This is a genomic window from Listeria goaensis, from assembly GCF_900186125.1.
GTDB classification, from domain to species: Bacteria; Bacillota; Bacilli; order Lactobacillales; family Listeriaceae; genus Listeria; species Listeria goaensis.
The window spans coordinates 302,209-324,309 of sequence record NZ_FYBQ01000001.1 but is presented as its reverse complement, the minus strand read 5'-3'; the positions used below and the strand labels follow the sequence as shown (position 1 = coordinate 324,309).

At 39.9% G+C, this 22,101-nt stretch carries 24 protein-coding genes; 5 read left to right on the top strand and 19 right to left on the bottom strand.

Going from position 1 to position 22,101, the window contains the following annotated elements; genetic code table 11:
* Positions 1–126: 126 nt before the first annotated feature.
* Both CFT42_RS01585 and CFT42_RS01580 read right to left on the bottom strand, forming a co-directional pair.
* A complete protein-coding gene (locus CFT42_RS01585; RefSeq protein ID WP_088808851.1) occupies positions 127–633 on the bottom strand; it encodes a YtxH domain-containing protein in 507 nt (168 codons plus the stop codon).
* 14 nt (positions 634–647) lie between these two features.
* Positions 648–1,103, bottom strand: a complete 456-nt coding sequence (locus tag CFT42_RS01580; RefSeq protein WP_088808850.1) for a DUF948 domain-containing protein — start codon at positions 1,101–1,103, stop codon at positions 648–650.
* A gap of 188 nt (positions 1,104–1,291) precedes the next feature.
* Between CFT42_RS01580 and CFT42_RS01575 the strand changes: the two genes are divergently transcribed.
* A complete protein-coding gene (locus CFT42_RS01575) occupies positions 1,292–2,404 on the top strand; it encodes an aminopeptidase (protein ID WP_088815227.1) in 1,113 nt (370 codons plus the stop codon).
* Between the two features lie 109 nt (positions 2,405–2,513).
* On the opposite strand, the gene CFT42_RS01570 is transcribed toward CFT42_RS01575, so the two are convergent.
* From CFT42_RS01570 to CFT42_RS01545, 6 genes are all read right to left on the bottom strand, one after another.
* Positions 2,514–3,035 (bottom strand): peroxiredoxin, encoded by a 522-nt coding sequence (locus CFT42_RS01570; protein WP_088808848.1) that lies wholly within the window; start codon positions 3,033–3,035, stop codon positions 2,514–2,516.
* Between the two features lie 80 nt (positions 3,036–3,115).
* A complete protein-coding gene (gene murC / locus CFT42_RS01565; RefSeq protein WP_088808847.1) occupies positions 3,116–4,462 on the bottom strand; it encodes a UDP-N-acetylmuramate--L-alanine ligase in 1,347 nt (448 codons plus the stop codon).
* A gap of 258 nt (positions 4,463–4,720) precedes the next feature.
* Complete coding sequence (locus CFT42_RS01560; RefSeq protein WP_088815226.1) at positions 4,721–6,913, bottom strand: DNA translocase FtsK; 2,193 nt, start codon at positions 6,911–6,913, stop codon at positions 4,721–4,723.
* A gap of 254 nt (positions 6,914–7,167) precedes the next feature.
* Complete coding sequence (ytpR, locus tag CFT42_RS01555; RefSeq protein ID WP_088808845.1) at positions 7,168–7,785, bottom strand: YtpR family tRNA-binding protein; 618 nt, start codon at positions 7,783–7,785, stop codon at positions 7,168–7,170.
* A gap of 6 nt (positions 7,786–7,791) precedes the next feature.
* Positions 7,792–8,568 carry a DUF1444 domain-containing protein gene (locus CFT42_RS01550; protein ID WP_088809072.1) on the bottom strand — a complete coding sequence of 259 codons (777 nt, stop codon included), beginning with the start codon at positions 8,566–8,568 and terminating at the stop codon, positions 7,792–7,794.
* Between the two features lie 35 nt (positions 8,569–8,603).
* Entirely contained in the window at positions 8,604–8,978 is a 375-nt protein-coding gene (locus CFT42_RS01545) for a thioredoxin family protein (RefSeq protein ID WP_088808844.1), read from the bottom strand.
* 75 nt (positions 8,979–9,053) lie between these two features.
* On the opposite strand from CFT42_RS01545, the gene CFT42_RS01540 reads away from it, so the two are divergent.
* Positions 9,054–9,497, top strand: a complete 444-nt coding sequence (locus CFT42_RS01540) for a YtoQ family protein (protein WP_088808843.1) — start codon at positions 9,054–9,056, stop codon at positions 9,495–9,497.
* A 19-nt stretch (positions 9,498–9,516) separates the two neighbouring features.
* Here CFT42_RS01540 and CFT42_RS01535 read toward each other — a convergent pair whose 3' ends face one another.
* Both CFT42_RS01535 and CFT42_RS01530 read right to left on the bottom strand, forming a co-directional pair.
* Complete coding sequence (locus CFT42_RS01535) at positions 9,517–9,717, bottom strand: hypothetical protein (protein WP_240310277.1); 201 nt, start codon at positions 9,715–9,717, stop codon at positions 9,517–9,519.
* A gap of 4 nt (positions 9,718–9,721) precedes the next feature.
* Positions 9,722–10,795, bottom strand: coding sequence for a M42 family metallopeptidase (locus CFT42_RS01530; RefSeq protein ID WP_088808841.1), 1,074 nt, complete (start codon positions 10,793–10,795; stop codon positions 9,722–9,724).
* Positions 10,796–10,951: 156 nt separating this feature from the next.
* Between CFT42_RS01530 and CFT42_RS01525 the strand changes: the two genes are divergently transcribed.
* Positions 10,952–11,263, top strand: coding sequence for a PepSY domain-containing protein (locus CFT42_RS01525; protein WP_088808840.1), 312 nt, complete (start codon positions 10,952–10,954; stop codon positions 11,261–11,263).
* A gap of 123 nt (positions 11,264–11,386) precedes the next feature.
* Here CFT42_RS01525 and CFT42_RS01520 read toward each other — a convergent pair whose 3' ends face one another.
* The 8 genes from CFT42_RS01520 to CFT42_RS01485 form a co-directional block, all read right to left on the bottom strand.
* Entirely contained in the window at positions 11,387–12,226 is an 840-nt protein-coding gene (locus CFT42_RS01520; RefSeq protein WP_088815225.1) for a YtnP family quorum-quenching lactonase, read from the bottom strand.
* Positions 12,227–12,294: 68 nt separating this feature from the next.
* The gene (gene trmB / locus CFT42_RS01515) at positions 12,295–12,933 is read right to left on the bottom strand and encodes a tRNA (guanosine(46)-N7)-methyltransferase TrmB (RefSeq protein ID WP_088808838.1); all 639 of its coding nucleotides are present in this window, start codon (positions 12,931–12,933) and stop codon (positions 12,295–12,297) included.
* 7 nt (positions 12,934–12,940) lie between these two features.
* Complete coding sequence (locus CFT42_RS01510; RefSeq protein WP_088815224.1) at positions 12,941–13,717, bottom strand: phosphotransferase family protein; 777 nt, start codon at positions 13,715–13,717, stop codon at positions 12,941–12,943.
* 164 nt (positions 13,718–13,881) lie between these two features.
* Entirely contained in the window at positions 13,882–15,342 is a 1,461-nt protein-coding gene (gene mdrM, locus CFT42_RS01505) for a multidrug efflux MFS transporter MdrM (RefSeq protein ID WP_088808836.1), read from the bottom strand.
* Complete coding sequence (locus CFT42_RS01500) at positions 15,339–15,776, bottom strand: MarR family winged helix-turn-helix transcriptional regulator (protein WP_088808835.1); 438 nt, start codon at positions 15,774–15,776, stop codon at positions 15,339–15,341. Before CFT42_RS01500 ends, mdrM begins: the two co-directional genes overlap by 4 nt.
* Positions 15,777–15,989: 213 nt before the next feature.
* Positions 15,990–16,862 (bottom strand): D-amino-acid transaminase, encoded by an 873-nt coding sequence (gene dat / locus CFT42_RS01495; protein ID WP_088815223.1) that lies wholly within the window; start codon positions 16,860–16,862, stop codon positions 15,990–15,992.
* Positions 16,863–16,937: 75 nt separating this feature from the next.
* Positions 16,938–18,350 (bottom strand): dipeptidase PepV, encoded by a 1,413-nt coding sequence (gene pepV / locus CFT42_RS01490; protein ID WP_088815222.1) that lies wholly within the window; start codon positions 18,348–18,350, stop codon positions 16,938–16,940.
* Positions 18,351–18,442: 92 nt separating this feature from the next.
* Positions 18,443–18,850 (bottom strand): NUDIX hydrolase, encoded by a 408-nt coding sequence (locus CFT42_RS01485; RefSeq protein WP_088808832.1) that lies wholly within the window; start codon positions 18,848–18,850, stop codon positions 18,443–18,445.
* A gap of 106 nt (positions 18,851–18,956) precedes the next feature.
* Here CFT42_RS01485 and CFT42_RS01480 point away from each other — a divergent pair, with 106 nt between their 5' ends.
* Positions 18,957–19,787 (top strand): NAD(P)H-hydrate dehydratase, encoded by an 831-nt coding sequence (locus tag CFT42_RS01480; protein WP_088815221.1) that lies wholly within the window; start codon positions 18,957–18,959, stop codon positions 19,785–19,787.
* A 67-nt stretch (positions 19,788–19,854) separates the two neighbouring features.
* A complete protein-coding gene (locus tag CFT42_RS01475) occupies positions 19,855–20,376 on the top strand; it encodes a P-loop NTPase family protein (RefSeq protein WP_088815220.1) in 522 nt (173 codons plus the stop codon).
* Positions 20,377–20,393: 17 nt separating this feature from the next.
* On the opposite strand, the gene CFT42_RS01470 is transcribed toward CFT42_RS01475, so the two are convergent.
* Positions 20,394–22,007, bottom strand: a complete 1,614-nt coding sequence (locus CFT42_RS01470; RefSeq protein WP_088815219.1) for a putative polysaccharide biosynthesis protein — start codon at positions 22,005–22,007, stop codon at positions 20,394–20,396.
* Positions 22,008–22,101: the final 94 nt, after the last annotated feature.

Sequence of the window (22,101 nt, the reverse complement as noted above, 5' to 3'; positions counted from 1 at the left end):
TTCTTTTACGCTTAATCGCTTTTAAGTGATAAAGAGTTATACCAGTTATATTATCATTCCTCACATGATTTGGCAACCTTTTCGACAAAAAAACATTGCACCAAATTAGTGCAATGTTTTTAAGCTTTATTTTTTAATTATTTTTTCAGCTTCCTCTTTGCCTGACTCGATTGTTTTTTTAGCATCGGATTTAGCTTTATCAGCAGCTTTTTGTACGCCTTTAGAAGCGCTTTCCACTTCTTCTTTCACGTTTTCAGCAGCTTCAGACGCAGCCTCAATATCTTCTTCTTTATTTTTTAAAACGACATCTTTTACTGATTTACCTTGTTTAGCAACTGTATCTGCTAATTGCTGTGACTTGTCTCTTACCACTTCTACAAAACCACCTGCGGAATCTTTTAATTGGCTTGTTTTGTCTTTAGCAACACCGCCAATTTCAATACCTTTTTCGTAGGCAACATCTTTCCATTCGTTACCTTTTTCTTTAAGTACATCCACATGTTCATTTAAATCACTACGCAATTCTTTTCCTGACTTAGGCGCTAAAAGCAAAGCCGTTACTGAACCGACAATCCCGCCGATTAAACCACCAATTAGAAAATCTTTTACATTTAAACCATCTTTATCTGCCATTTTTTTCCCCTCCATCAAGATATTGTTTCGTTCGTAGCTTCTTTTGCGGCTTCCTTAGCTCTTTTGCTTGCTTTCATTTTGTCTTTAAAAGCAAGGATTGAGTTGCTGATCGAAACTGCTTGAGCAATTTTTTTATCGTTTGCAGAAACTTTGTTCGTCGCTAATGTTGCAAGTTCACGAACAGATTGACTTAAGCCAAGTAGAGAAGTTCCAACATCACCAATAGCATCAAAAACTGGGTCGACTTTCGCAACTTTTCCGTTCACATCTTCAAGTAAATCATTTGTTTTGTCGAGTATTTTTTGCGTTTCCCCCGAAATTCCTTGTAGCTCTGTCGCCATCTTGTCTACTGTTTTTGCTACTTCATCAAGTGTTTGTGATGTTGATTTCAACGTCTTGCTTAAGTAAATTGCAATAACAAATAAGCCAATTGCCGCGATGAGTGCTGCAATATATAGAATGACAATCATGTACTCACACCTCCATATTCTACTTCTTTACCCTATCGTTAATTATGTAAAACTAAAACGATTTCACGTGTTACATATCTATTTTAGCAATTTCAAACGAAAAAATAAAATAAAATGAATTTTTATGCGTTCCCATTCCTTCTTTTTTCATGTAAAATAAGAGAGAAAACTTTTAGGGAGGCATTTAAATGAAAGATCCACGTATCCAAAAATTAGCCTATAATCTCATCAACTATTCCATCAAACTTCAAAAAGGCGAAAAAGTATTAATTGAAAACTTTGGTTTGCAAACAGAACTTGTTCAAGCTTTGGTGAAGGAAGCCTATGACGCTGGCGGTTGCCCATTTGTTTCTATCAAAGAACCTAAAATCGACCGCGCCCTTTTACTCGGAGCAAATAAAGAGCAGTACGAACTTATGGCTTCTTTTGAAGGGGCTGTGATGAAAGAAATGGACGCTTACATCGGTCTTCGTTCCGGCGACAACATTAACGAATTATCTGACGTTCCTGCTGAAAAAATGAAAATTTCTGGTGGTACGCTTGGAAAAATGCACACGGATATTCGTGTAAAACAAACGAGGTGGGTTGTTTTACGTTATCCAACTTCTTCAATGGCGCAACTGTCCGGTATGAGTACGGAAGGTTTTGAGGACTTCTATTTTGATGTCTGTACACTCGACTACGCGAAAATGAGTGCTGCCATGGATAGTTTAGTTGCTTTAATGAATAAAACTGATAAGGTGCATCTCGTGGGCCCTGGGACTGATTTGCGTTTTTCGATTAAGCATATTCCTGCTGTTAAATGTGCAGGCGAACTAAATATTCCTGATGGCGAAGTCTATACGGCACCGGTGCGTGACTCTGTACAAGGAACATTAAGCTACAACGCGCCAAGTCCCTACCAAGGCTTTGTTTTTGAAAATGTGTCGTTTACATTTGAAAACGGTCAAATTATTGAAGCTACAGCTAATGATACCGAACGCATCAATGAAATTTTAAACACAGATGACGGAGCCCGTTTCATCGGCGAATTCGCAATTGGTGTGAATCCATTCATTCATGAACCGATGGGCGACATTTTATTTGATGAAAAAATCGAAGGTAGTTTCCATTTCACGCCGGGACAATGCTATGACGAGGCGTATAACGGCAACACTTCTGCAATTCACTGGGATTTAGTTAACATTCAGCGCAAGGAATACGGCGGCGGGGAAATTTATTTTGACGATGTTTTAATTCGTAAAGATGGTTTGTTCGTGTTACCTGAATTAGAAATTTTAAATCCCGCAAATTTAGTTTAAAAGATACAGATAATTAGATAGCGGAAAAACAAAGAAGCATAAATCCAGTAATAATGCCATCGGGCTTTACTGAGTTTATGCTTCTTTTCATTTATGTCACGGACTCTTTTTACCACTCTATTTCGCACAGTCCACCGGTTTGCAAAGTTGTAAGTACTCGTAAAATTTCATCGACTTCGCGTGATACGGTGTTCACATGAATCGTTTCGTATTGAATTTTTCCAGTTGGGTCGATAATAAAAAGTCCGCGCAAGGCTTCTTCATTTTCTTCGTCAAAAACACCATAATTCAGCGCTACAGTGCGCGATACATCTTCAAGTAAAGGATAGGTGAGTTGACCAATTCCGCCTTTTGAAATGGGCGTTTGTATCCACTCTAAGTGCGTTTGAACACTATCTGTTGAGATGCCGACAATTTCCGTGTTCAGTTTTTGGAATTCCTTTACTCTAGCCGAAATCGCGTTGATTTCTGCCGGACAAATGAACGTAAAATCTTTCGGATAAAAAAACAGCACGAGCCATTTATCAGATGTTAAAAAATCTGCTAGACTTCGCTTTTTGATGGTCGAATCCGGCATTACTGCCAGTTCACAGAAATCTGGCGCCTTATTGCCTACTAAACGAATAGCCACGTCAAAATTCCCTCCTAGTTGCTTTTTAGTGTCATATTTAGAAAAGAGCTGATACAAAAGTACCAGCTTAATCGTTCAAATTAAAATGCAGCTTTTTCTCCTAATGCTTGTGTTTTCGATTGGTTATCTAGTACTTTTTCATAAGCGGCTTGGAATTTTTGAACATCTCCAGCCCCCATAAATAAAATGACAGCATTATCGTAAGCAAGAAGTGCATCAGTATGCTCTTCTTTAATAACATGATTTCCTTTTGTTTTTTTGGCCAAATCATAGATGGTTAAATTCCCAGTTTTTTCCCGGGCTGAACCAAAAATATCGCACAGATAAACTTCATCTGCTAAATTCAAACTATCAGCAAAACCTTGTAAAAATGCTTTTGTGCGTGTAAAAGTATGTGGTTGAAAAACCGCAACTACTTGTTTATCAGGGTATTTTTGTCGCGCCGCATTCACTGTTGCACGAATTTCAGATGGGTGATGTGCATAATCATCCACTAAAATTTGATTCGCTTTTTCCGTAATGCTAAAACGTCTTTTTACACCTTCGAATGTAAGTAACTCTTTTTTCACTTCTTCCATGCTTAACTGGTCATAATGAGCAAGCGAAATAACGCTAAGAGCATTTAAAACATTATGATCCCCGTAAGTTGGAATTTCGAAGTTCCCTAAAAGTTTGTCTTCATGGTAAACATCGAATAAAGTGCCTGTTGTTTTTTTAACAACATTTTTTGCGATGTATTCATTTTCACTGCCAAAGCCAAAATAAACAACTGGAATAGTTAACACGTCTTCTAAGCGACGAAGTTGAACGTCATCACCTAAAGCAAAGACAGCTTTTTTTACCTGCTTGCCAAAAGATTCAAACGCGTTAAAAACATCATCGACACTTTTAAAGTAATCAGGATGATCCCAGTCAATATTTGTCATGATCGCATATGTAGGCTTATATGCAAGGAAATGACGTTGATATTCACATGCTTCTATAGCAAAATATTCCGCGTTTTTATCCCCTTTACCAGTACCGTCACCAATTAAATAAGACGTTGGTTTGATGGCTTCTAATACATGCGAAAGTAAACCCGTTGTTGATGTTTTGCCATGAGAACCTGTCACCGCCACACTAGTATAACCATCTAACAATTGGCCTAAGAACTTATGGTAACGAATAACTGGCAAATCCATTTCTAATGCTTTTGAAATTTCCTCATGCGTATCTGGAAAAGCATTACCAGCCACAATAGTTAAACCTTCTTTGATGTTTTCTGCACCAAATGGGAAAATTGGAATAGATTTATCTTCTAATACTTTTTGTGTAAAGAAATACTTCTCAACATCGCTGCCCTGCACTTTGTATCCTTTATCATGTAAAATTTGAGCTAACGCACTCATTCCCGCGCCTTTAATCCCAACAAAATGATAAGTTGTCATTGTTTCGAACCCCCGTATTTTCAACTTGAAGAGGGTGTCTAAAAAGATATATATCCTGTAATTTTAGACATCATCTTATTTCCTGTTCATAATAGTGTTTAATGTAAAATAGTTTATGCACTCGTTCACTCGTTATATTATAGCATTTATCGCCTGTTTAGAACAACGATTCTTCTAAATCACGGAAAAAGGCTTAGATAATCAAGTAAGAAAACGTTTTAATTTATTCATTATCTGCGCTTTCATATGAATTTAGCCCTAGTTTGCCGTATCTTTATTCCGCAACTTTTCAAGCTGCTCATGTGTGATAATTACATCTCGTGGCTTAGAACCATTCGTACCTGAAACAATATTATAGTTTTCTAATGTTTCCATCAGTCTCGCCGCGCGATTATAGCCAATTCTAAAATGACGTTGTAGAAGCGAAGTTGAAGCGGCTTTTTGATTCATCACAAAATCGCAAGCTTCATCAAAAAGTTCATCTTCCTCCTCACGTAGCGTTTCTTTCGCAAGGAGCTCTTCTTCCACAAATAAATAGCTTGGCTCTCCTTGGTTACGTACATGACTAACAACTGCATCAATTTCTTCATCACTTACAAACGTTCCTTGCAGTCTGACTGGTTTACTTACGCCACTTGGTAAAAAGAGCATATCCCCTTTTCCAAGCAACTTCTCAGCACCAGTGGCGTCAAGAATCGTTCGTGAATCAATCGAACTCGATACGGAAAAGGAAACACGTGTTGGAATATTTGCTTTAATAAGTCCCGTAATAACATCAACAGACGGACGTTGTGTCGCCACAATCATATGAATACCACAAGCTCTAGCTTTTTGAGCAATGCGGCTAATTGACTCTTCCACATCATTTGGAGCGACCATCATTAAGTCGGCTAATTCGTCAATTACGATTAAAATATACGGGAGTTTTTCCCCAGAGTGCCCTTCTGCTTCTGATAATTGATTATAACGCTCCATATTGCGAACCCCTGTATGCGAGAATAGCTGGTAGCGTCTTTCCATCTCTTCAACAGCCCATTTTAACGCTGCTGTGGCAGCTTTTGCATCAGTAATAACCGGACTCACGAGGTGTGGAATACGATTATACGGTGCTAGCTCGACCATTTTCGGATCAATTAAAAGTAGTTTTAGTTGATCTGGTCGCGCTTTATAAAGCAAGCTAACTAAGAGCGAGTTAATACACACACTTTTCCCTGAACCCGTTGCCCCTGCAATAAGTCCGTGTGGCATTTTTTGCAAATCCGTCACGATAGGCGCTCCTGAAATATCGAGCCCAAGCGCGGCGGTTAGCGGAGAATGGTTCTCTTGGAAAATCGATGTATTCATAATTTCAGAAATCATCACTGGCCGGCTAGAAGGATTGGGAATTTCAATACCGATTGTGCTTTTCCCTGGAATCGGTGCTTCAATTCGAATATCTTTTGCCGCCAAGCTCAATTTAATATCATCAGTTAAATTCGTAATTTTGCTTACTTTAACACCTTTTTCAGGTTGCACTTCAAAACGCGTCACTGATGGACCTTGCGTTCGGTTCACAACATGCGCTTCCACATTAAAGTTTTTTAGCGTTTCATTCAAAAGCTCTTCCTGATAATCAAGCCAGCCCTCATCCTTGTTCGATGAAACTGGAGGACTTAATAGGCGCAGCGAAGGAAGATAGTAAGAAGACGGTTGCTCCCCCTCTTCTCGCACTTTTTTCTCAGGAACGGTCACAACTTGCTCCGTTTGCGCCAAATAGGAATCCGCTTCCTCTTTTGACTCGTCTTTCTGATCGTTATTTACCATCATGACATTAAACGGAATATGCGATTTCGTTGCTGTTTTTTTCTGCGAAAACGTTTTTTCTGTTTTTTTCACTTGAGGTTCTTTCACTTCTTCGCTTTTTTGGAAAACTGGTTCTTCCGTGACTACAGCTGTATTTAAATCCTCAATAACTTCCGGTTTTTCCTCCACAAACTGCTCCACTTCTTCAGTAATTAACGAAATGCGTTCTTGTGTTGGCTTTTCAGATGTTTGGTCATCTAAATCAAATTCAAAATGGCTTGGCCGTTTATGGAAAGCAAAAACTGGCGACGGAACATCTGTCGGCGTGAATTTTTCTTTCGCTACAACTTTAGTTTCTACAGTAGTGTGCGTTTGTGCCACTTTATCGATTGTATTATTTCTCGTTTGCACAACTGGTACCCTTTCTGCCTGCGCTTTGTCAGGTATAACTGGAAAGCGAAAATTACCTTTTGGGTATTCATATACCATTTTCGTTGCGACTGTCCGTTTTTTTTGCCCTATATTTACTGGACGTTTTGCGGTCCTTTTCATATTCACTTTTGGTTGTTCTCGTTTTATTTTGGTTTCTACGACTGCCGTCTGCTGTTTCGGCACTTCTTCTTTTGAATCTTCAAAATCCCCAAAGAAAAAATCTTTTAACCATCCCATATCTATCACACCTAATTTTGATTTTCTTTTTTGATTCTAACAGAGAAAAATAATTAAAGCTATACATGACCATCGTAATTTCGTCATTAATATTTCAGAACCTACTTTAACCGTTGCTGTATAAAGCTTCAAAGGGGTCATAATATAATCTTATATCCCAATTCTTAGGTAAAAAAAGAACATTTCGAAGCAGTATTGTACACACTTTTATTTACAAAAAAACTAGCTAGACGATGCTAGCTAGTTTGATTGGATTAAAAAGAAACTGGAAAAGCTGCGCCGACTTCATTGTCGGCCTCTAAAACTAAAATACCTTTTTCTTGTGGCGCATCTGGAATCGCTAATTCTCGCGCAGCGCATAACATCCCGAAAGAATCGACACCACGTAAGTTAGATGGTTTGATGACCAGTCCGCTTGGCATCACTGCACCAATTTTTGCAACAACTACTTTTTGGCCTGCATCAACATTTGGTGCGCCGCAAACAATTTGTAATTGCTCGTTTTTAACACTCACTTGGCAAATGCGAAGTTTATCGGCATTTGGATGTTTTTCGATACTTTCAACGTAACCCACGACAAATTTTGGTGATAAATCGATATCTAAATTGTCAGCAAAGCCGGCGTTTTTAATCACCTCTTGCATTTTTGCGACAAATTCTTCCGTCAATTTGACTTTTCCATTTGCTTGTAGTGCGAAATAATTGGAAGCGTTGAAAATGTTAAAGCCGCTTAAATCGCCTGTTTCAGTGTCAAAAATTCGTACTACATCGCCTTTTTTCTCAAAAGAACGTGTGTATCGATTAATGTCTTTGATGGCAACAATTAGGGTGTCGCCGATTCCTTTTTCATTGTAAAATACGTTTGCTATCAAGTTCCCCTACTCCTTTGGTCTATTTTTCGCCATAATAAATATCGGTTCCAGTTTACCATTATTATACACAAATGGCAAAGAGGTAACTGGAACAATTCCTTCTGAAAAAAATTGCATCGTCATGTGTGCCAACACATCATAGCCAGTATTGTTTTTGATGTCGGCTAAAATCAGTACATCTTGATGTGGTATCGCAAGGACCATTTCACCCGTGAACTTGGCACGCATCTCCGCTAAAAAGGCGTCATTGCAAACGCGACTGGCGTCATAACCATCATTCGTTCTTAAAAAATAAAAGTCATTGCCGGAAACTGTATCCTTCTTCAGTGGCGTATCTAGTTTTCTTACATTTTGCATGGCGCTGTTACGCAAATCATTTGGTGAAATGTTCGCCGCTTCTAAATCATTTTCCGTTAAAAATTTGTAGGCTTTTCCTGTATCAAAAACATAAAAAATGTTTGTTTCGGCTGTATGTTTCTCGCAAAATAATTTTTCTCCCGCTTTTGTTTTTTGCGGAAAAGAGCCAGCACGAATGACAGGCAAAATTTTGTCGCTATTTCCACTTAAATTGACTTTTTGACGGCTCGCCTGAAAGCCTTCATTGACGTAATACACGACTTTTTGAAAGGAGGCCTCCCCTTCTTCTTCAAATCGTGCAATGATTTGCGGAACGGATAGCGTTATCGTATGCTCATTTTCTGAAACTTTTAAACGTTCTTTTTCCCTATCGAAAGAAAACGTTCTTCCATCTTTTCGTAACATGTCTTCTAATTTTGCTTTCATGGCAAGTGTCGTGATTTTCAAAGAGCTTCCTCCTTTTAAAGCGCAGCTAAAAAGTCATTGATTTCTTCTTTTGTTTTACGATCTTTGCTGACAAAGCGGCCAATTTCTTCCCCGTCTTCAAATGCTAAAAAACTTGGAATACCGAAAATCGCTAGTTCTGCGCATAAATCGATAAATTCATCACGGTCAACATGATAAAAAGCAAAGTCTTCATTTTCTGCTTCGATTTCTGGCATGACAGGCTCGATAAAACGGCAATCGCCACACCAATCCGCACTAAACATAAAAACGGTTTTTCCTTGTTCTTTTACTTGTTGAAACTGCTCAACAGATTCTAAATTTTTCATTTTAAAACGCTCCTTTAAGTTCTTCCTTGTTAAATCGTACCTAAAGTTGTGCCATTCGTCCAGAAATCCGCTTTCTGTAAAACATTTGAAGCGTTTTCTTTTTTTCGTTATGATAAATGAGAAAGGAGTGTTATAAAAATGAACTATAACATTTATTTAGCTGGCGAAATCCATTCTGATTGGCGAAACGAATTGCGTCATGCAATTAGCAACATACAAGGCGTTTCATTCACATTCACTGGTCCAGAAGAAAACCATGAAAAATCAGATTCTATCGGCGAAGTTATCCTAGGCGAGCAACCAAACGCGCTATATCGCGACATCCAAGCTTCCAAAATCAACAATCTCCGAACACAGCTTTTTTTAAATAAAGCCGATCTTGTGGTGGCCTATTTTGGGGAAGAATTTAAGCAGTGGAATACGGCATCGGACGCCTCGTTCGCTGTTGCGAGCGGAAAACCGCTCATCTTAATTCGCCCGGAAAAATTGCATCACCCGTTAAAAGAATTGTCAGAACGCGCGAACGTGACTGTTGCAACCATTGAAGCTGCGGCAAAAGTGCTTCATTATACATTTGGCTAGTCGCAAAAAAGCACGAAAATCAGCGATTTGATTTTCGTGCTTTTTTGCGTTCTGCGATATAAAATTGCAAGCCTTCATAAATGAGTATCATCACCCCTGCTACAAAAGCGGTGAGCGCCCAGCCTTGCTCGAAGTTTCCAATCTTTAGCGCACTTAAAATGAAACAGATGACGCCACTCATGAGAAGAGCCACACCGATTAAAACCGTCGCTTTTTTCAAAAACCTAAGCATTTTCACGTATGGTGTTGTATGTTGTTTGGTCGAGACTTCGAATGATGGTTGTAATCATTTCTTTGGCAGCAGCGTAGTCATCGACGTGCAAAATAGAATTGCTGGAATGAATATATCTTGATGGGATACCGATAACCGCGCTTGGAATGCCGCTTAACGAAGTATGTACTTTCCCAGCGTCTGTGCCGCCTGGTGATGTGAAATATTGATACGGAATTTGATTGCTTTCGGCTGTATCGAGTAAAAATTCGCGCATGCCTCGGTGCATAATCATCGTTCGATCAAAAATCCGCATTAAGAAGCCTTTACCAAGTTGACCAAACTGTGTTTTGTCTCCTGTTGTGTCGTTTGCAGGGCTAGCATCTAAAGCGAAGAACAAGTCTGGTTGAATCATATTAGCACTTACGCCAGCGCCTCTAAGTCCGACTTCTTCTTGGACGTTAGCTCCTGAAAACAATGTATTAGGGAGTGCTTCGCCTTTAAGCTCTTTTAAAAGTTCAATTGCGAGCCCGACACCATAACGGTTGTCCCAAGCTTTTGCTAAAATTTTCTTCGGATTTGCGAGCGGTGTAAATTCAGATACTGGCACGATAAATTGCCCCGGTTTAAGTCCGAGTTCTTTTGCTTCTTCATTGGAGTCGGCGCCAATATCAATCAGGAGGTTTTTTGGATCCGTTGGTTTATTTCGTTCTGCATCGGACATTAAATGTGGCGGTACAGACGCGATGACGCCAATGACTGGGCCGCTCTCTGTCATAACCTGAACGCGCTGCGCTTGCATGACTTGCGGATTCCAACCACCAATTGTTTGAAAGCGGAGCATACCGGCTTTTGTAATCTGTGTCACCATAAAGCCTACTTCATCCATATGTCCAGCAACTAAAATGCGCGGGCCAGCTGCGTCGCCGTGTCGCACACCAAAAATGCCGCCTAACCCGTCTTGAATGACCTCGTCTGAAACTGGTTCAATTTCTTTTCGTACAAAATCCCGCACTCGAAATTCATCACCGGATGTTCCTTGTAACTCGGTCAATGTTTTAAACAATTTTAATGTTTCTTCTTTCACTGTTAACCACCCTTTCGCTCTAACTCTTTTAGTATAGCAAGATTACGTGTGTTTTGAAAGCGTCATTAAAAATACTTTCCATTTTCCGAAAGTGTAGTATAATGAGTACGTGAGTAAATTTCGCACATAGAGGGAAATTATTGAGGGAGGAAAAACATGGACTGGAAAGCTTTTATTGCAGGTGCTGCTTTTGGCGCTGCTGCTGGTCATTTACTGAACCATTACTGTCTTTCGGATAAATCGATATCTGGTGATGTTATTTTAGAAAATGTCAAAGATGCTTTTAAAAAGGAAGGACCTATTGAAGGCTCTTGGATTCAACTAAAAAAACAGCATTATAAAAAATATGCGATTGATACTTTCGTATATCACGGCGGAATTACGGCAATTCGCGAAGGCGAAAAGAAACAGTTTGAATTTATTGCAGATGCAAAAACGGGTACGATTATTGACGTATACCTTACATAAGAGAGCATGCCCCTTTTACATGAAGGGGCATTTTTATGCAATTTTCTAATACCCCCTACAAGTATCCAGATGAACATACCCCTGCCCCCTATGTTAATTTTGAGCGCAAAAAAAAGAAGCTTATCAGCCCCTTTTCTTTTCCATTTTATTCGTTATCTCGCCAGCGCGATTGAGTTGAATCGCTTCATAAAATGCATCATGGTAAAATAAAAACCATGTTTGCTCATCCATCCATTTGGCAAACAATTTTTCTTTCGCAAAAATGCTGTCCATTGGATAGTCATCATAGGCAGTCACCCATAGTGGATTTAAATGCGCGTGTGTTGGGAAAATGTCGCCTAAATGAACGGCGTGCATCCCGTCAGAAGAAATTTCAACGATACCGTGTCCCGCACTGTGCCCCCCCGTATGGTGCATCGTTACGCCAGGAAGAACCTCCATTTTTTCCGAATAAGTATGTATTTGGGCTTCAATTTTTTGCCAATTTTCCGGCCAGTACGTCGCTTTTGAGCGAATATTTGGGGCGCGCATCTCGTCCCATTCCGTTTCAGAAGCAATAATTTTTGCATTCGGAAAAACCGATGTGAGTGTTCCGTCCTCAGCAGTTCCCGTCAACCCTGTCACATGATCGAAGTGCAAGTGCGTCATGAGCACAAAGTCAATTTCTTCAGGCGTCACACCTAAACGAGCTAAATCCTGAACGATAAAAGATTCTTCTTCTACGGAAAAATTCCTTTTTTGTTTTTCTGTAAGTCGGTTTACCCCCAGTCCTGCATCAATTAGGACATGTTTGCCTGCGACTTTTAAGTATATTGGATCGGCATATGCCGCAATTTGGTTGGCTTCATTGACCGGATATTTTTTCTTCCAAAGCGCTTTTGGTACAACGCCAAACATCGCCCCACCATCAAACGCCAATTTTCCGCCTCTTAACCAATGAATTTCAATTTTGCCAATTTTCATAAGAGCACCCCTTGTTTACATAATATTATTATAGAAAAGAAGTCGCGCTGAGCAACTTCTTGTTTCGTTTATTTAAATGATGCTTCTAAACGGTAAATTGGAAAGCCTTTTTGTGAAAATTTCTCTTCGTATTCCGTCATCACATTGTCGCTGATTTCGTCGGCATGCAAATCGAGTGACACATAGCTTAGTTGCAAGCCATAGTCAGAAAATGCAACGAGCGAATATTCAAACAATCCACGATTATCCGTTTTAAAATGGATTTCACCATCAGTTGGCAAAAGCGCTTTATAAATATCTAAAAAGGTCGGGTTCGTCAAGCGCCGCTTCGTATGCCGTTTTTTTGGCCATGGATCAGAAAAATTCAAATAAATTCGCGCCACTTCGCCCGGTTCAAAATATTCAAGTAGTGCTGCACCGTCAACAGACAATAGACGTGCGTTTGAAACGCCCGCATTTAATACTTTATCAAGCGCAACAACAAGTACGCTTTCAACGACTTCAATGCCGATATAATTGATTTCCGGATTTTGTTTAGCCATGCCGCTTACAAATTGGCCTTTTCCTGAGCCGATTTCAATGTGAATGGGATTTTGATTGCCAAAAAGCTCTTGCCACTTCCCTTTAAAGTCAGCCGGATTTGCGACGCAAACTTCAGGATGGCTTAGCAATTTATCTTTCGCCCATGGTTTATGCTTTACACGCATGAATTGGTTACACCTCATTATCTTCTAAGATTACTTTTAAAAGCTCGCTCGCTTTTGAACGTTCTTGCTCGGCTAGATTAGCCGCATAAATACGTGTTAATGCCTGACATAAACCGTACCATTTTAACTTGTGGTGCAGTTTTTCCGAGTATGCTTCTCCGTATGCACTTAGCCACTCGCCCCACTTATTTCGTGAGATATATTGATAAAGGAGCATCGCTAAATCGCTTGCGTGATCGGCAAGCATCGCGGAATCCCAATCAACTAAATAGAGCTCGTCTTTTAAGGAAATCATCCAGTTGCTATGGTTCATATCCCCGTGACAAACGACCAGCTCATCTGAATTTATTTGCTCAGCATGATCTAAAAGGTATGTATAGGCCACATTTTCTGCGTCGTTAAACTGTTCCTTAAAGCTGTTTAAATTCGCGAGCATTTTTTCAGAAGATAAAGAACTGTTCTCGATTTTCCGCAACATTTTTTTTAGTGGCTTCGAGCGATGAATTTTACTTAAAAGTTGTGCCACGCGTTTATCCATCATTTCATCTGCGTCTAAAATATGAGCTTCGACCCATTTTTGCGCTGTAATAACATCTCCATTTTCAACACGTCTTGTCCATACAAGTTTAGGAACAATGTTCTCAGCAGAGAGCGCAGCTAAAAAAGGCGAAGAATTCCTCTTTAAAAAGAATTTTTCGTCTTCCTTTCTCGCAACAAAAGCTTGACCGGTTTCTCCGCCGGCAGAACTTATTTCATATTCAGCCCCAAAAAAATAATCCTTCATCTTGAAACACACCTTTTTAGTAAATGATTCATTACTTCGCAAATAAATCATGTCTAAAATTGATTGTACTTCTCCAACGGAAGTAAGTCAAGTCAACATATGTTCGGGCTTTCATTTTTTTGAAGTGAAAAATCCGCCTACTGGTTTTTTAGGCGGATTTCAAATTAATTTTTATGGACAACTGGATTTAGTCCAGAAGGATTTTTACGAATGAATAACGTTAGAACGCACGCAATAACGCTTGAGAGTGCGGCAATCAAAAAGGCTGTATCAATCCCGTGAATCAGAACGTGATTCGCAAGCTGTTCTTTCGTCTTTCCAACGACATCAGTTGCGCTGAGTGAATTTGCGAAGCTGCTAGCACTTTTAGACATTACAGTGATGAGCGCTGCTGTTCCAATTGACCCGGCAACTTGTCGCATTGTATTAAACATTGCAGAGCCGTGTGACGCCATCTCAAGCGGAAGAGAGTTGAGCGCCGCTGTTTGAAGTGGCATCATGACCATGGCCATTCCACCCGCACGAATCGTTTGGACTATAACAATATAAGTAAGTGTTGTCGATTCACCAATGTTCGAAAACATAAACGTCGCTCCAGTCATAATAATAAGACCTACTAACGACAAATATTTCGCACCAAATCGGTCAAACATCATCCCCGTAACTGGCGATAAAACAGCCGTTATAAGCGCTCCTGGAAGCAGAACTAAACCAGAATCTAGCGGTGAAAAGCCGCGCACATTTTGCAAGAATATTGGCAGTAACAGCATGCCTCCAAAAAGACCCATAAAAACAAAGAAACTAATAATCGTGGTTAAAGCAAAGGTTGGATTTTTAAAAACCTTAAAGTTAAGAAGTGGCGTTTTGGCTCTCCCTTGGTACCAAATGAATAGCGAAAGAACAACAAGCCCAATCGCGATAAAACCAACGACTTTAAACGTAAGCCAGTCATGGTCTCCAGCATTACTAAATCCGAGTAATAAGCTCCCGAAACCAACTGTTGACATGACGACGCCAAGAACATCCAATTTAGGAAATGAACGTTTCCCAACATTTCGCAGTAAGAAAATGGCTACGATAATATCGACAATCGCAAATGGAATGATGATGAAAAATAAATCGCGCCAAGCATATTCTTGGACAATCCACCCTGAAAGCGTCGGACCAATTGCGGGTGCAAAGTTCATGGCAAGGCCAATAAGTCCCATCGCACGGCCACGTCGTTCAATTGGAAATAGATTTAAAACAACCACCGTTAAAAGTGGCATAACAATTCCGGCACCAACCGCTTGAACCATACGCCCAGCAATAAGCATCGTATAATTTTGCGCAAATCCCCCAATTGCGGTCCCAATTGCAAAGGTAATCATCGCAAATAAATAAAGCTGTCTAGTTGTAAATCGCTCTATCAAAAATGCGGTCATTGGAATCATGACACCATTTACAAGCATGAAACCTGTAGATAGCCACTGTCCTTGACTCGCTGTAATGTTAAAATCTTTCATAATACTCGGTAAAGCTACATTCATTAGTGTCTGATTTAAAATTGTTACAAAAGCACCCATCAGCATAACTATTAAAATACCGTTTCTTTTTACCGAGGTCGTCTTCGCCTGTACATTCATTCTTGCATCCCTCTTTCTAAAATTTGAATCATTTGCTGATGTGTTGCAAGCATTTCCGTAAGTTCGCGCTCACCAATTTCAAGTATTGGTTCAAGTCGTTTAAAGAAAACATCATATGTAGTGGACGCCTTCTCTTCGCCAAGTTCTGTCAAGGCTAAATTTAACGTCCGGCGGTTTAGCTCCACCCGATTTCGTGTTAAAAATCCAGCTTTAACAAGACGATCAACGATTCCTGATGTCGTACTTTTACTTAATTTCATTCGGTCTGCTAACTCACCAAGCGTAAGATGAGGCTCACGTTTTAATGAACTTAGAGCAAGTAATTGTGTCGTTGTGATACCACGTTTGTCTGCCTCTTCAGCTAGATATTGATGCGTTTTTCGAGACACTTCACGAAAAGACAAAATAACTTCTCTTACTAACTTCTCATCCACAAAATCTTACCCCCTTTTACAATTGTTTGCATAGGAATAATTCGTATGCGAACAATTAGCAAAATGAATTATACGCCTTTATTCTAATCAGGTCAAGGCGGTTTTTTCGCCTCTCCCTAAGAGAAAGCGTTATCAATCCTTATATACGAGCGTTTAGGTCATATATGTAATTTTTTACATATAAAAAACAGGGAGTGTTCCTCCCTGTCATAATTAAATATTTTCTTTCACAAAAGCGCCGCAAGCTGCGACAATTTCTTCTTCAAATAATTGATGTAACTGTGCAGTAACCGGTCCACGTTCTCCGTTTCCAATGACTGTTTCATCAATTTTTGTGATGGGGGTTACTTCAAGCGTTGTACTCGAAATGAAAACTTCGTCGGCATTCAATAATTCTTGTACTGTAAAATCGCGTTCTTCATAAGGGATTGCCCCTTTTTCTGCGGCTTTTAAAATCACTTGTCTTGTAATCCCGTTTAAAATTAAATTATCCGCGGCATGCGTAATTAATGTACCATCTTTAATAATTGAAACATTGGAAGCTGAACATTCTGTGACTAAATCACCACGATGGAGAATAGCTTCTAGCGCCCCTTTTTGATGGGCTTTATTTTTGGCTAAAATATTGCCAAGTAAGCTAATGCTCTTAATATCACAGCGTAACCAGCGTACATCTTCTTCCGTTATTGCCGTTCCGCCAGTGACAAATTGTGCTTCATTTCGTGGCACTTCTCGGGCTGCTGCCGTCAAAATTCCTTCAAGGGGAAACTCGTCGGGAATAATATGGTTTCTCGGTTGCTGTATGCCTCGTGTTACTTGTAAGTATACATTTCCTGTCGAAATTTGATTTGCTTTTGCAAGCTCTAAAAGAGAATTATAGAGCTTTTCTTTAGGGAAAGGAATGACTAAATCAATTTTTGACGCACTCGCATATAAGCGATCAATATGTTCTTCGGCGGTGAAAAATTTCCCGTTATACATACGTACCACTTCATAAACACCGTCACCAAATTGATACCCGCGGTCCTCAATATCAACGTAGGCATCTTCTCGGTCTACGATTTTATCTCCAACTAATACTTTCAAGTAACTCACTCCTTTATTAAAGTAAAAGCTGCCACGAAACTAACGCAGCAGCTAGAATTTTTTCAATTATACTCCTTATTTTGCTAATTTGTAAAGAGCTTCAGCGTAAATAGCTGTCGCTTTTAATAAATCATCAAAATAGCTAAACTCATCTTTTTGGTGCATTGTGTCTTCACGTCCTGGGAAGAGAGCTCCAAATGCGACACCTGTTTCTAAATGGCGCGCGTAAGTCCCACCACCAATAGCAAGAAGAGTTGCTTCTTCGCCTGTTTGGTTCGTGTATACTTCTTGCAGCGTTTGAATAAGCGGGTGGTCTTGTGGTACGAACAATGGTTTGGAATCATCATAGTGCGTATAGCGACCGTTATATTCAAATACAACTGTTTCCATCTTCGTTTTAAGACGGTCCATGTTTGCTGTTACTGGATAGCGGAAGTTAAGACCATAACGTCCACCTTCCTCTAAGCTGTAGCGAATGATGCCGACGTTCATCGTCAAGTCGCCACTTTCTTTATCTTCATAGTTGATACCAAGTTTAACTGCGCGCGAATCATTGTATAAATAATCGCGACCGAACGTGACAAAATCATTTGCCGTTCCAGTCAACTCGAATTTACCTAAAAAGGCAACTAGGTGGAGTCCTGCATTGACGCCGTTATTCGGTTCCATCGCATGCGCAGATTTACCTACAACGGAAAGTGTAACGGACTTCGCACTCACGTCAAATTCCCCTGTTACATCATGGCTTGAAAGGAAATTATGAAATTCTTGTTTTAACAAATCAACGTCTTTTACTTCTTCTAAAACAGCACTCGCATGATCTGGCACCATATTATAACGCGCACCTGATTCAAAGCTTACCAATTGGAAAGCTTGATAACTGTCTGATTTGCTGTCTTTAAACGAAACGTCAAGTTCAGAAATCCCTTTTTCAGCATGAATGATTGGGAACTCAGCATCTGGAACGAACGCAACAGTCGGCTGTTCTTCTGTTTCAAAATAACGCTCAACACAGCTCATACCACTTTCTTCATCTGAACCCACAATAATGCGAATTCTTTTTGAAATCGGTAAATCTAACTCTTTTAAGATTTTTAGTGCATAATAACCGGCAATTGTTGGTCCTTTATCGTCGGCTACGCCGCGTGCATAAAGTTTGCCATCTTTCAGTACTGGTTCAAAAGGTCCATTTGTCCAGCCATCTCCAACTGGTACGACGTCAACATGTCCAAGAACACCAACAAGTTCATCGCCTGCTCCGTACTCAATATGTCCAGCAACATTGCCTACTTCTTTTGTTGTAAAACCATCTTTTTCACCTAAAGCAATCATATAATCTAGTGCTTGTTTTACATCTGGTCCAAAAGGAGCTTCAGTGGTTGCTTTTGCGTCATCACGTACACTTGGAATCCGGAGTAGCCCTTCTAAATCCTTTAAGAAAGCGTCTTTTCTACTTTCTACTTCTTTTTGCCAATTGATTTCCGTCATTTTCTTCATTCCTTCCAAAATAAACTCTGCACTACCATTGTAAACCCTTTTTCCTACATAAGAAAGTAGAAACCTAGGTTTTCATAAAATAATTACATGATCCCTTTTATCGCATCAAAATCCCAACGATTCATTCGCGAACTAAAGACAACATCTAAATCTTCTATACCCGCTTTTGAAAGCGGCAACCATTTGTAAGCTTTATGTTCATCCGACAAGTTAATTTCGCCGTCATTTGGCATTGACACTAAGTAAATCACGCCTGTAATTTGGTAATCTGTATGAAAAAATTCCCACGTATCATACAAAATAAATGGTTGCACTTGTAAAGCTGTTTCTTCATAAACCTCACGAAAAAGACATTCAGCATGCGTTTCACCGTAGTTCATTCTCCCTCCTGGTAAATCGTATACCTCTTCTTCTTGCTCCGATCGTTTTAAAGCTAAAAAATGCCCGTCCTGTACGATAACGGCTTTTACGGCTGGAAATACAGGTTTCATTTTACAAACACCCCTATCCTTCGATAAAATTAAAATAAATTATCCGCCACCTATTTTATCTTCTTTGGCGAATAAAATCCAATTTTTATAAAAGGATGTGGCATTTATGAAAAAAATAACGCCAAAAGCGATTTGCAGCTTTATTCCAAAACGTGAAGATGAAGGATATAAAAATCAATACGGCAAAGTTCTCATAGTTGCTGGCAACGAAATGTACGGCGGAGCAGCCATTCTAGCAGCAGAGGGAAGCGTGTATAGCGGCGCTGGATTAACAACACTCGCCTCGCACCGCGTCAATCGTTCTAGTTTACATAGCCGCTTACCAGAATGCATGTTTTTAGATTACGCAAAATTAGTTGAATTAAAACGCTTGTTGCCAACTTTTGATACCATTCTAATTGGTCCGGGACTTGGTCTTGATGATGAAGCGTATACGCTAATGGAATTTATATTACAACATGCTGAAAATCACCAAAACATCATTATTGATGGTGACGGGATTACACTTTATGCGAAAGGCAATTTACCTAAAACAAATTGCGCGCTTTATTTCACTCCACATGCTGGTGAATGGGAGCGCTTAAAAAAACTGGCACCCCAAGAAGAAGCGACACCAGATGAAGTTCGCCATTCACTTGACGCCACGATTGTTTTAAAAGGGCATCGAACGAAAGTGCTGACTGCGGAGGAAAATTGGCAAAATATATACGGTTCGCCTGCCATGGCGACTGGTGGAATGGGCGATACGCTAAGTGGTATCATTGCCGGTTTGATGAAACAAACGACCATACCGCTACACGGTGTTTTAGCTGGCGTTTTCTTCCATAGTTATATTGGCGATATTTTAGCGAAAAAAAACTTCGTTGTGCTTCCGACACAAATTTCACGAGAGTTACCAACTTATTTGAAGATTTTTAGCGAAATGCAAGATGAATAAGAAAATTGACAGTTGTGCTGTAAAATGAGAGAATAGCTATCCATTTCAGCACTGATTGGGGGAAAATATGTATCGCATTAACATTATTGGTCCTTCTGGGGCCGGAAAATCAACATTGGCTAGAGAACTTGGTTATGCGCTCGAAATTCCCGTTATTCACTTAGATACTTTATTTTTCAAGCCTAACTGGGAGCCTATTCCTAAAGATGAATTTCTGAAACAAGTGGAAGAACTCACCTCCTTAGCGGAAAACTGGATTATCGAAGGCAATTATACGGATACATGGAAAACAAGATTTCCGCCGTCCAATTGCATCATCTTTTTAGATTATCCGAGGCGCATTTATTTTTTTCGCGTCCTAAAACGGTTAATTCAAAATTATGGCAAAACGCGACCAGATGCTGCAATTGGTTGTCCAGAACGACTAGACGGCGAATTTTTGAAATTCGTTTGGGATTTTCCGAAAAGACGCAATGAGCTTCTCAAGCGGCTTAAGCAAGAAACAACACCTGTGAAAATTTTCAAATCACCTAAGGAAATCTCTGCTTTTCTAAAAAAAAGTAAAAGAAAAACGCCTTGCATGATGTAAGCAAGACGTTTTTTCTTTTATTTAATGCCTAATTTTTGGCGCAATCTCGTTCCTCGTGGGCCAAATAATTTATCTGCAAGATGCAATTTAAAGGCAAGATAGGCATATACAACAGCTCCGATACCGCCGCAAATGATGACTAAAATAGTGGCAGTCATTTTGTGGTCCGGACTTAAAACGAATGATAGTGGGAAGTAGACTGCTAAAACGGCTGCCGACATGATGAGCGTTAAAAAGATAAATAGAATCACCCTTCGGAAGACAAGTCCGAATGAAAAACGCACGTATTTTTTAATAATAATGAGCATGAATACGCATGAAACGGCATAGCCGATACCAGTTGCTAGAATGGAACCTTTCGCTTCCCAAACCATGATAAGCGGCATTTGTAAGACTGATTTTGCGAGCAGGCCGAGAAGTAATCCTAAAACGGTGAAACGCTGTTCGTCAATCCCTTGAAGAACCGCAGCTGTTACTCCGAATAAGGAAAATAAGACGGCGATTGGCGCAAAAAATTGCAGCAAGTCAGTCCCTACTTCATTCGCTTTAAAGAAAACCGTAAATAAAGGTCTTGCAAGTAAAGCGATACCGATGCAAGCTGGAATGGTTAAAAAGAGCAAGATTTGGAAGACGTCATTTAATTGGCGTTTTACTTGTTCTTTTTCGTTGCGTACGTAAGCGGCTGTTACGAGTGGAACGAGCGCCATGGAGAAGGCTATCGCGAGTGTTCCGGGAATCATGATTAATTTTTGAACGTCGAAGTTAATAACCGCCACATATTCTTTTACTTGGTTGGCTGTTACGCCGATATATTGTAAAACTCGCCCCATCGTAAACTGATCGATTAATTGGTAAAGTGAAGTGGCTGAGCCAACAATGATAAAAGGAATCGCCGATAAAATGATTTGTTTATATAAGGTTGGAATCGATACTTTAAGCTCATTTCGGCTGTCTACTAACATGCGGTCAAGCCCAGGTTTACGTTTAAAGTAATACCAAACTAATAGGGCAAAACTAGCTAGCGCACCGACAAAGGCAGAAAACGTCGCCATACTAATGGCTGTTACGATACTGCCATCTAATACGTAAAGTACTACAAATGTGCTGGCAAGCAAGAACAAAATGCGCACAAGTTGTTCGACGACTTGCGATACTGCAGACGGTCCCATGGAATTGTATCCTTGGAAAAAACCGCGAAGTAAGCTCATGACTGGAATGATAAGAAGAGCAAAACTAACTGCTCGAATGACTTGGATACCATCTGCCAGACTGTAGCCACCTTCTAGCTGTTGTAAGCTAGCAAGAAATGGTGCAAGTGAGTACATTGCGATGAAGCAAATAATACCTGAAACAATCATTAGATAAATCCCCGTTCGGAACAAGCGGCGACCAATTTCATATTCTTCCATCGCATTATATTTCGCTATGTATTTTGCAACAGCAAGTGGAATCCCAGCAGTTGCCACACTTAAAAACAATTGGTACGGGACATAACCAAAGTTGTAAAGAAGCATCGGATCGTCGCCCCCGACAATCGCGTAAAAAGGTATGACATACAAAATCCCGAGCACCTTGGAAAGAAGCGTACCAAGTGTCAGGATAAACGTTCCTCTAAGCAGTTTTGAACCCATCTTCAAACTTCCTTTACTAAAAATTAGAATATTCTTCAAACAGATGACAGGTATTGCCAACCGTTTAGTCTCTTGTTAACTTTACCACTTTATT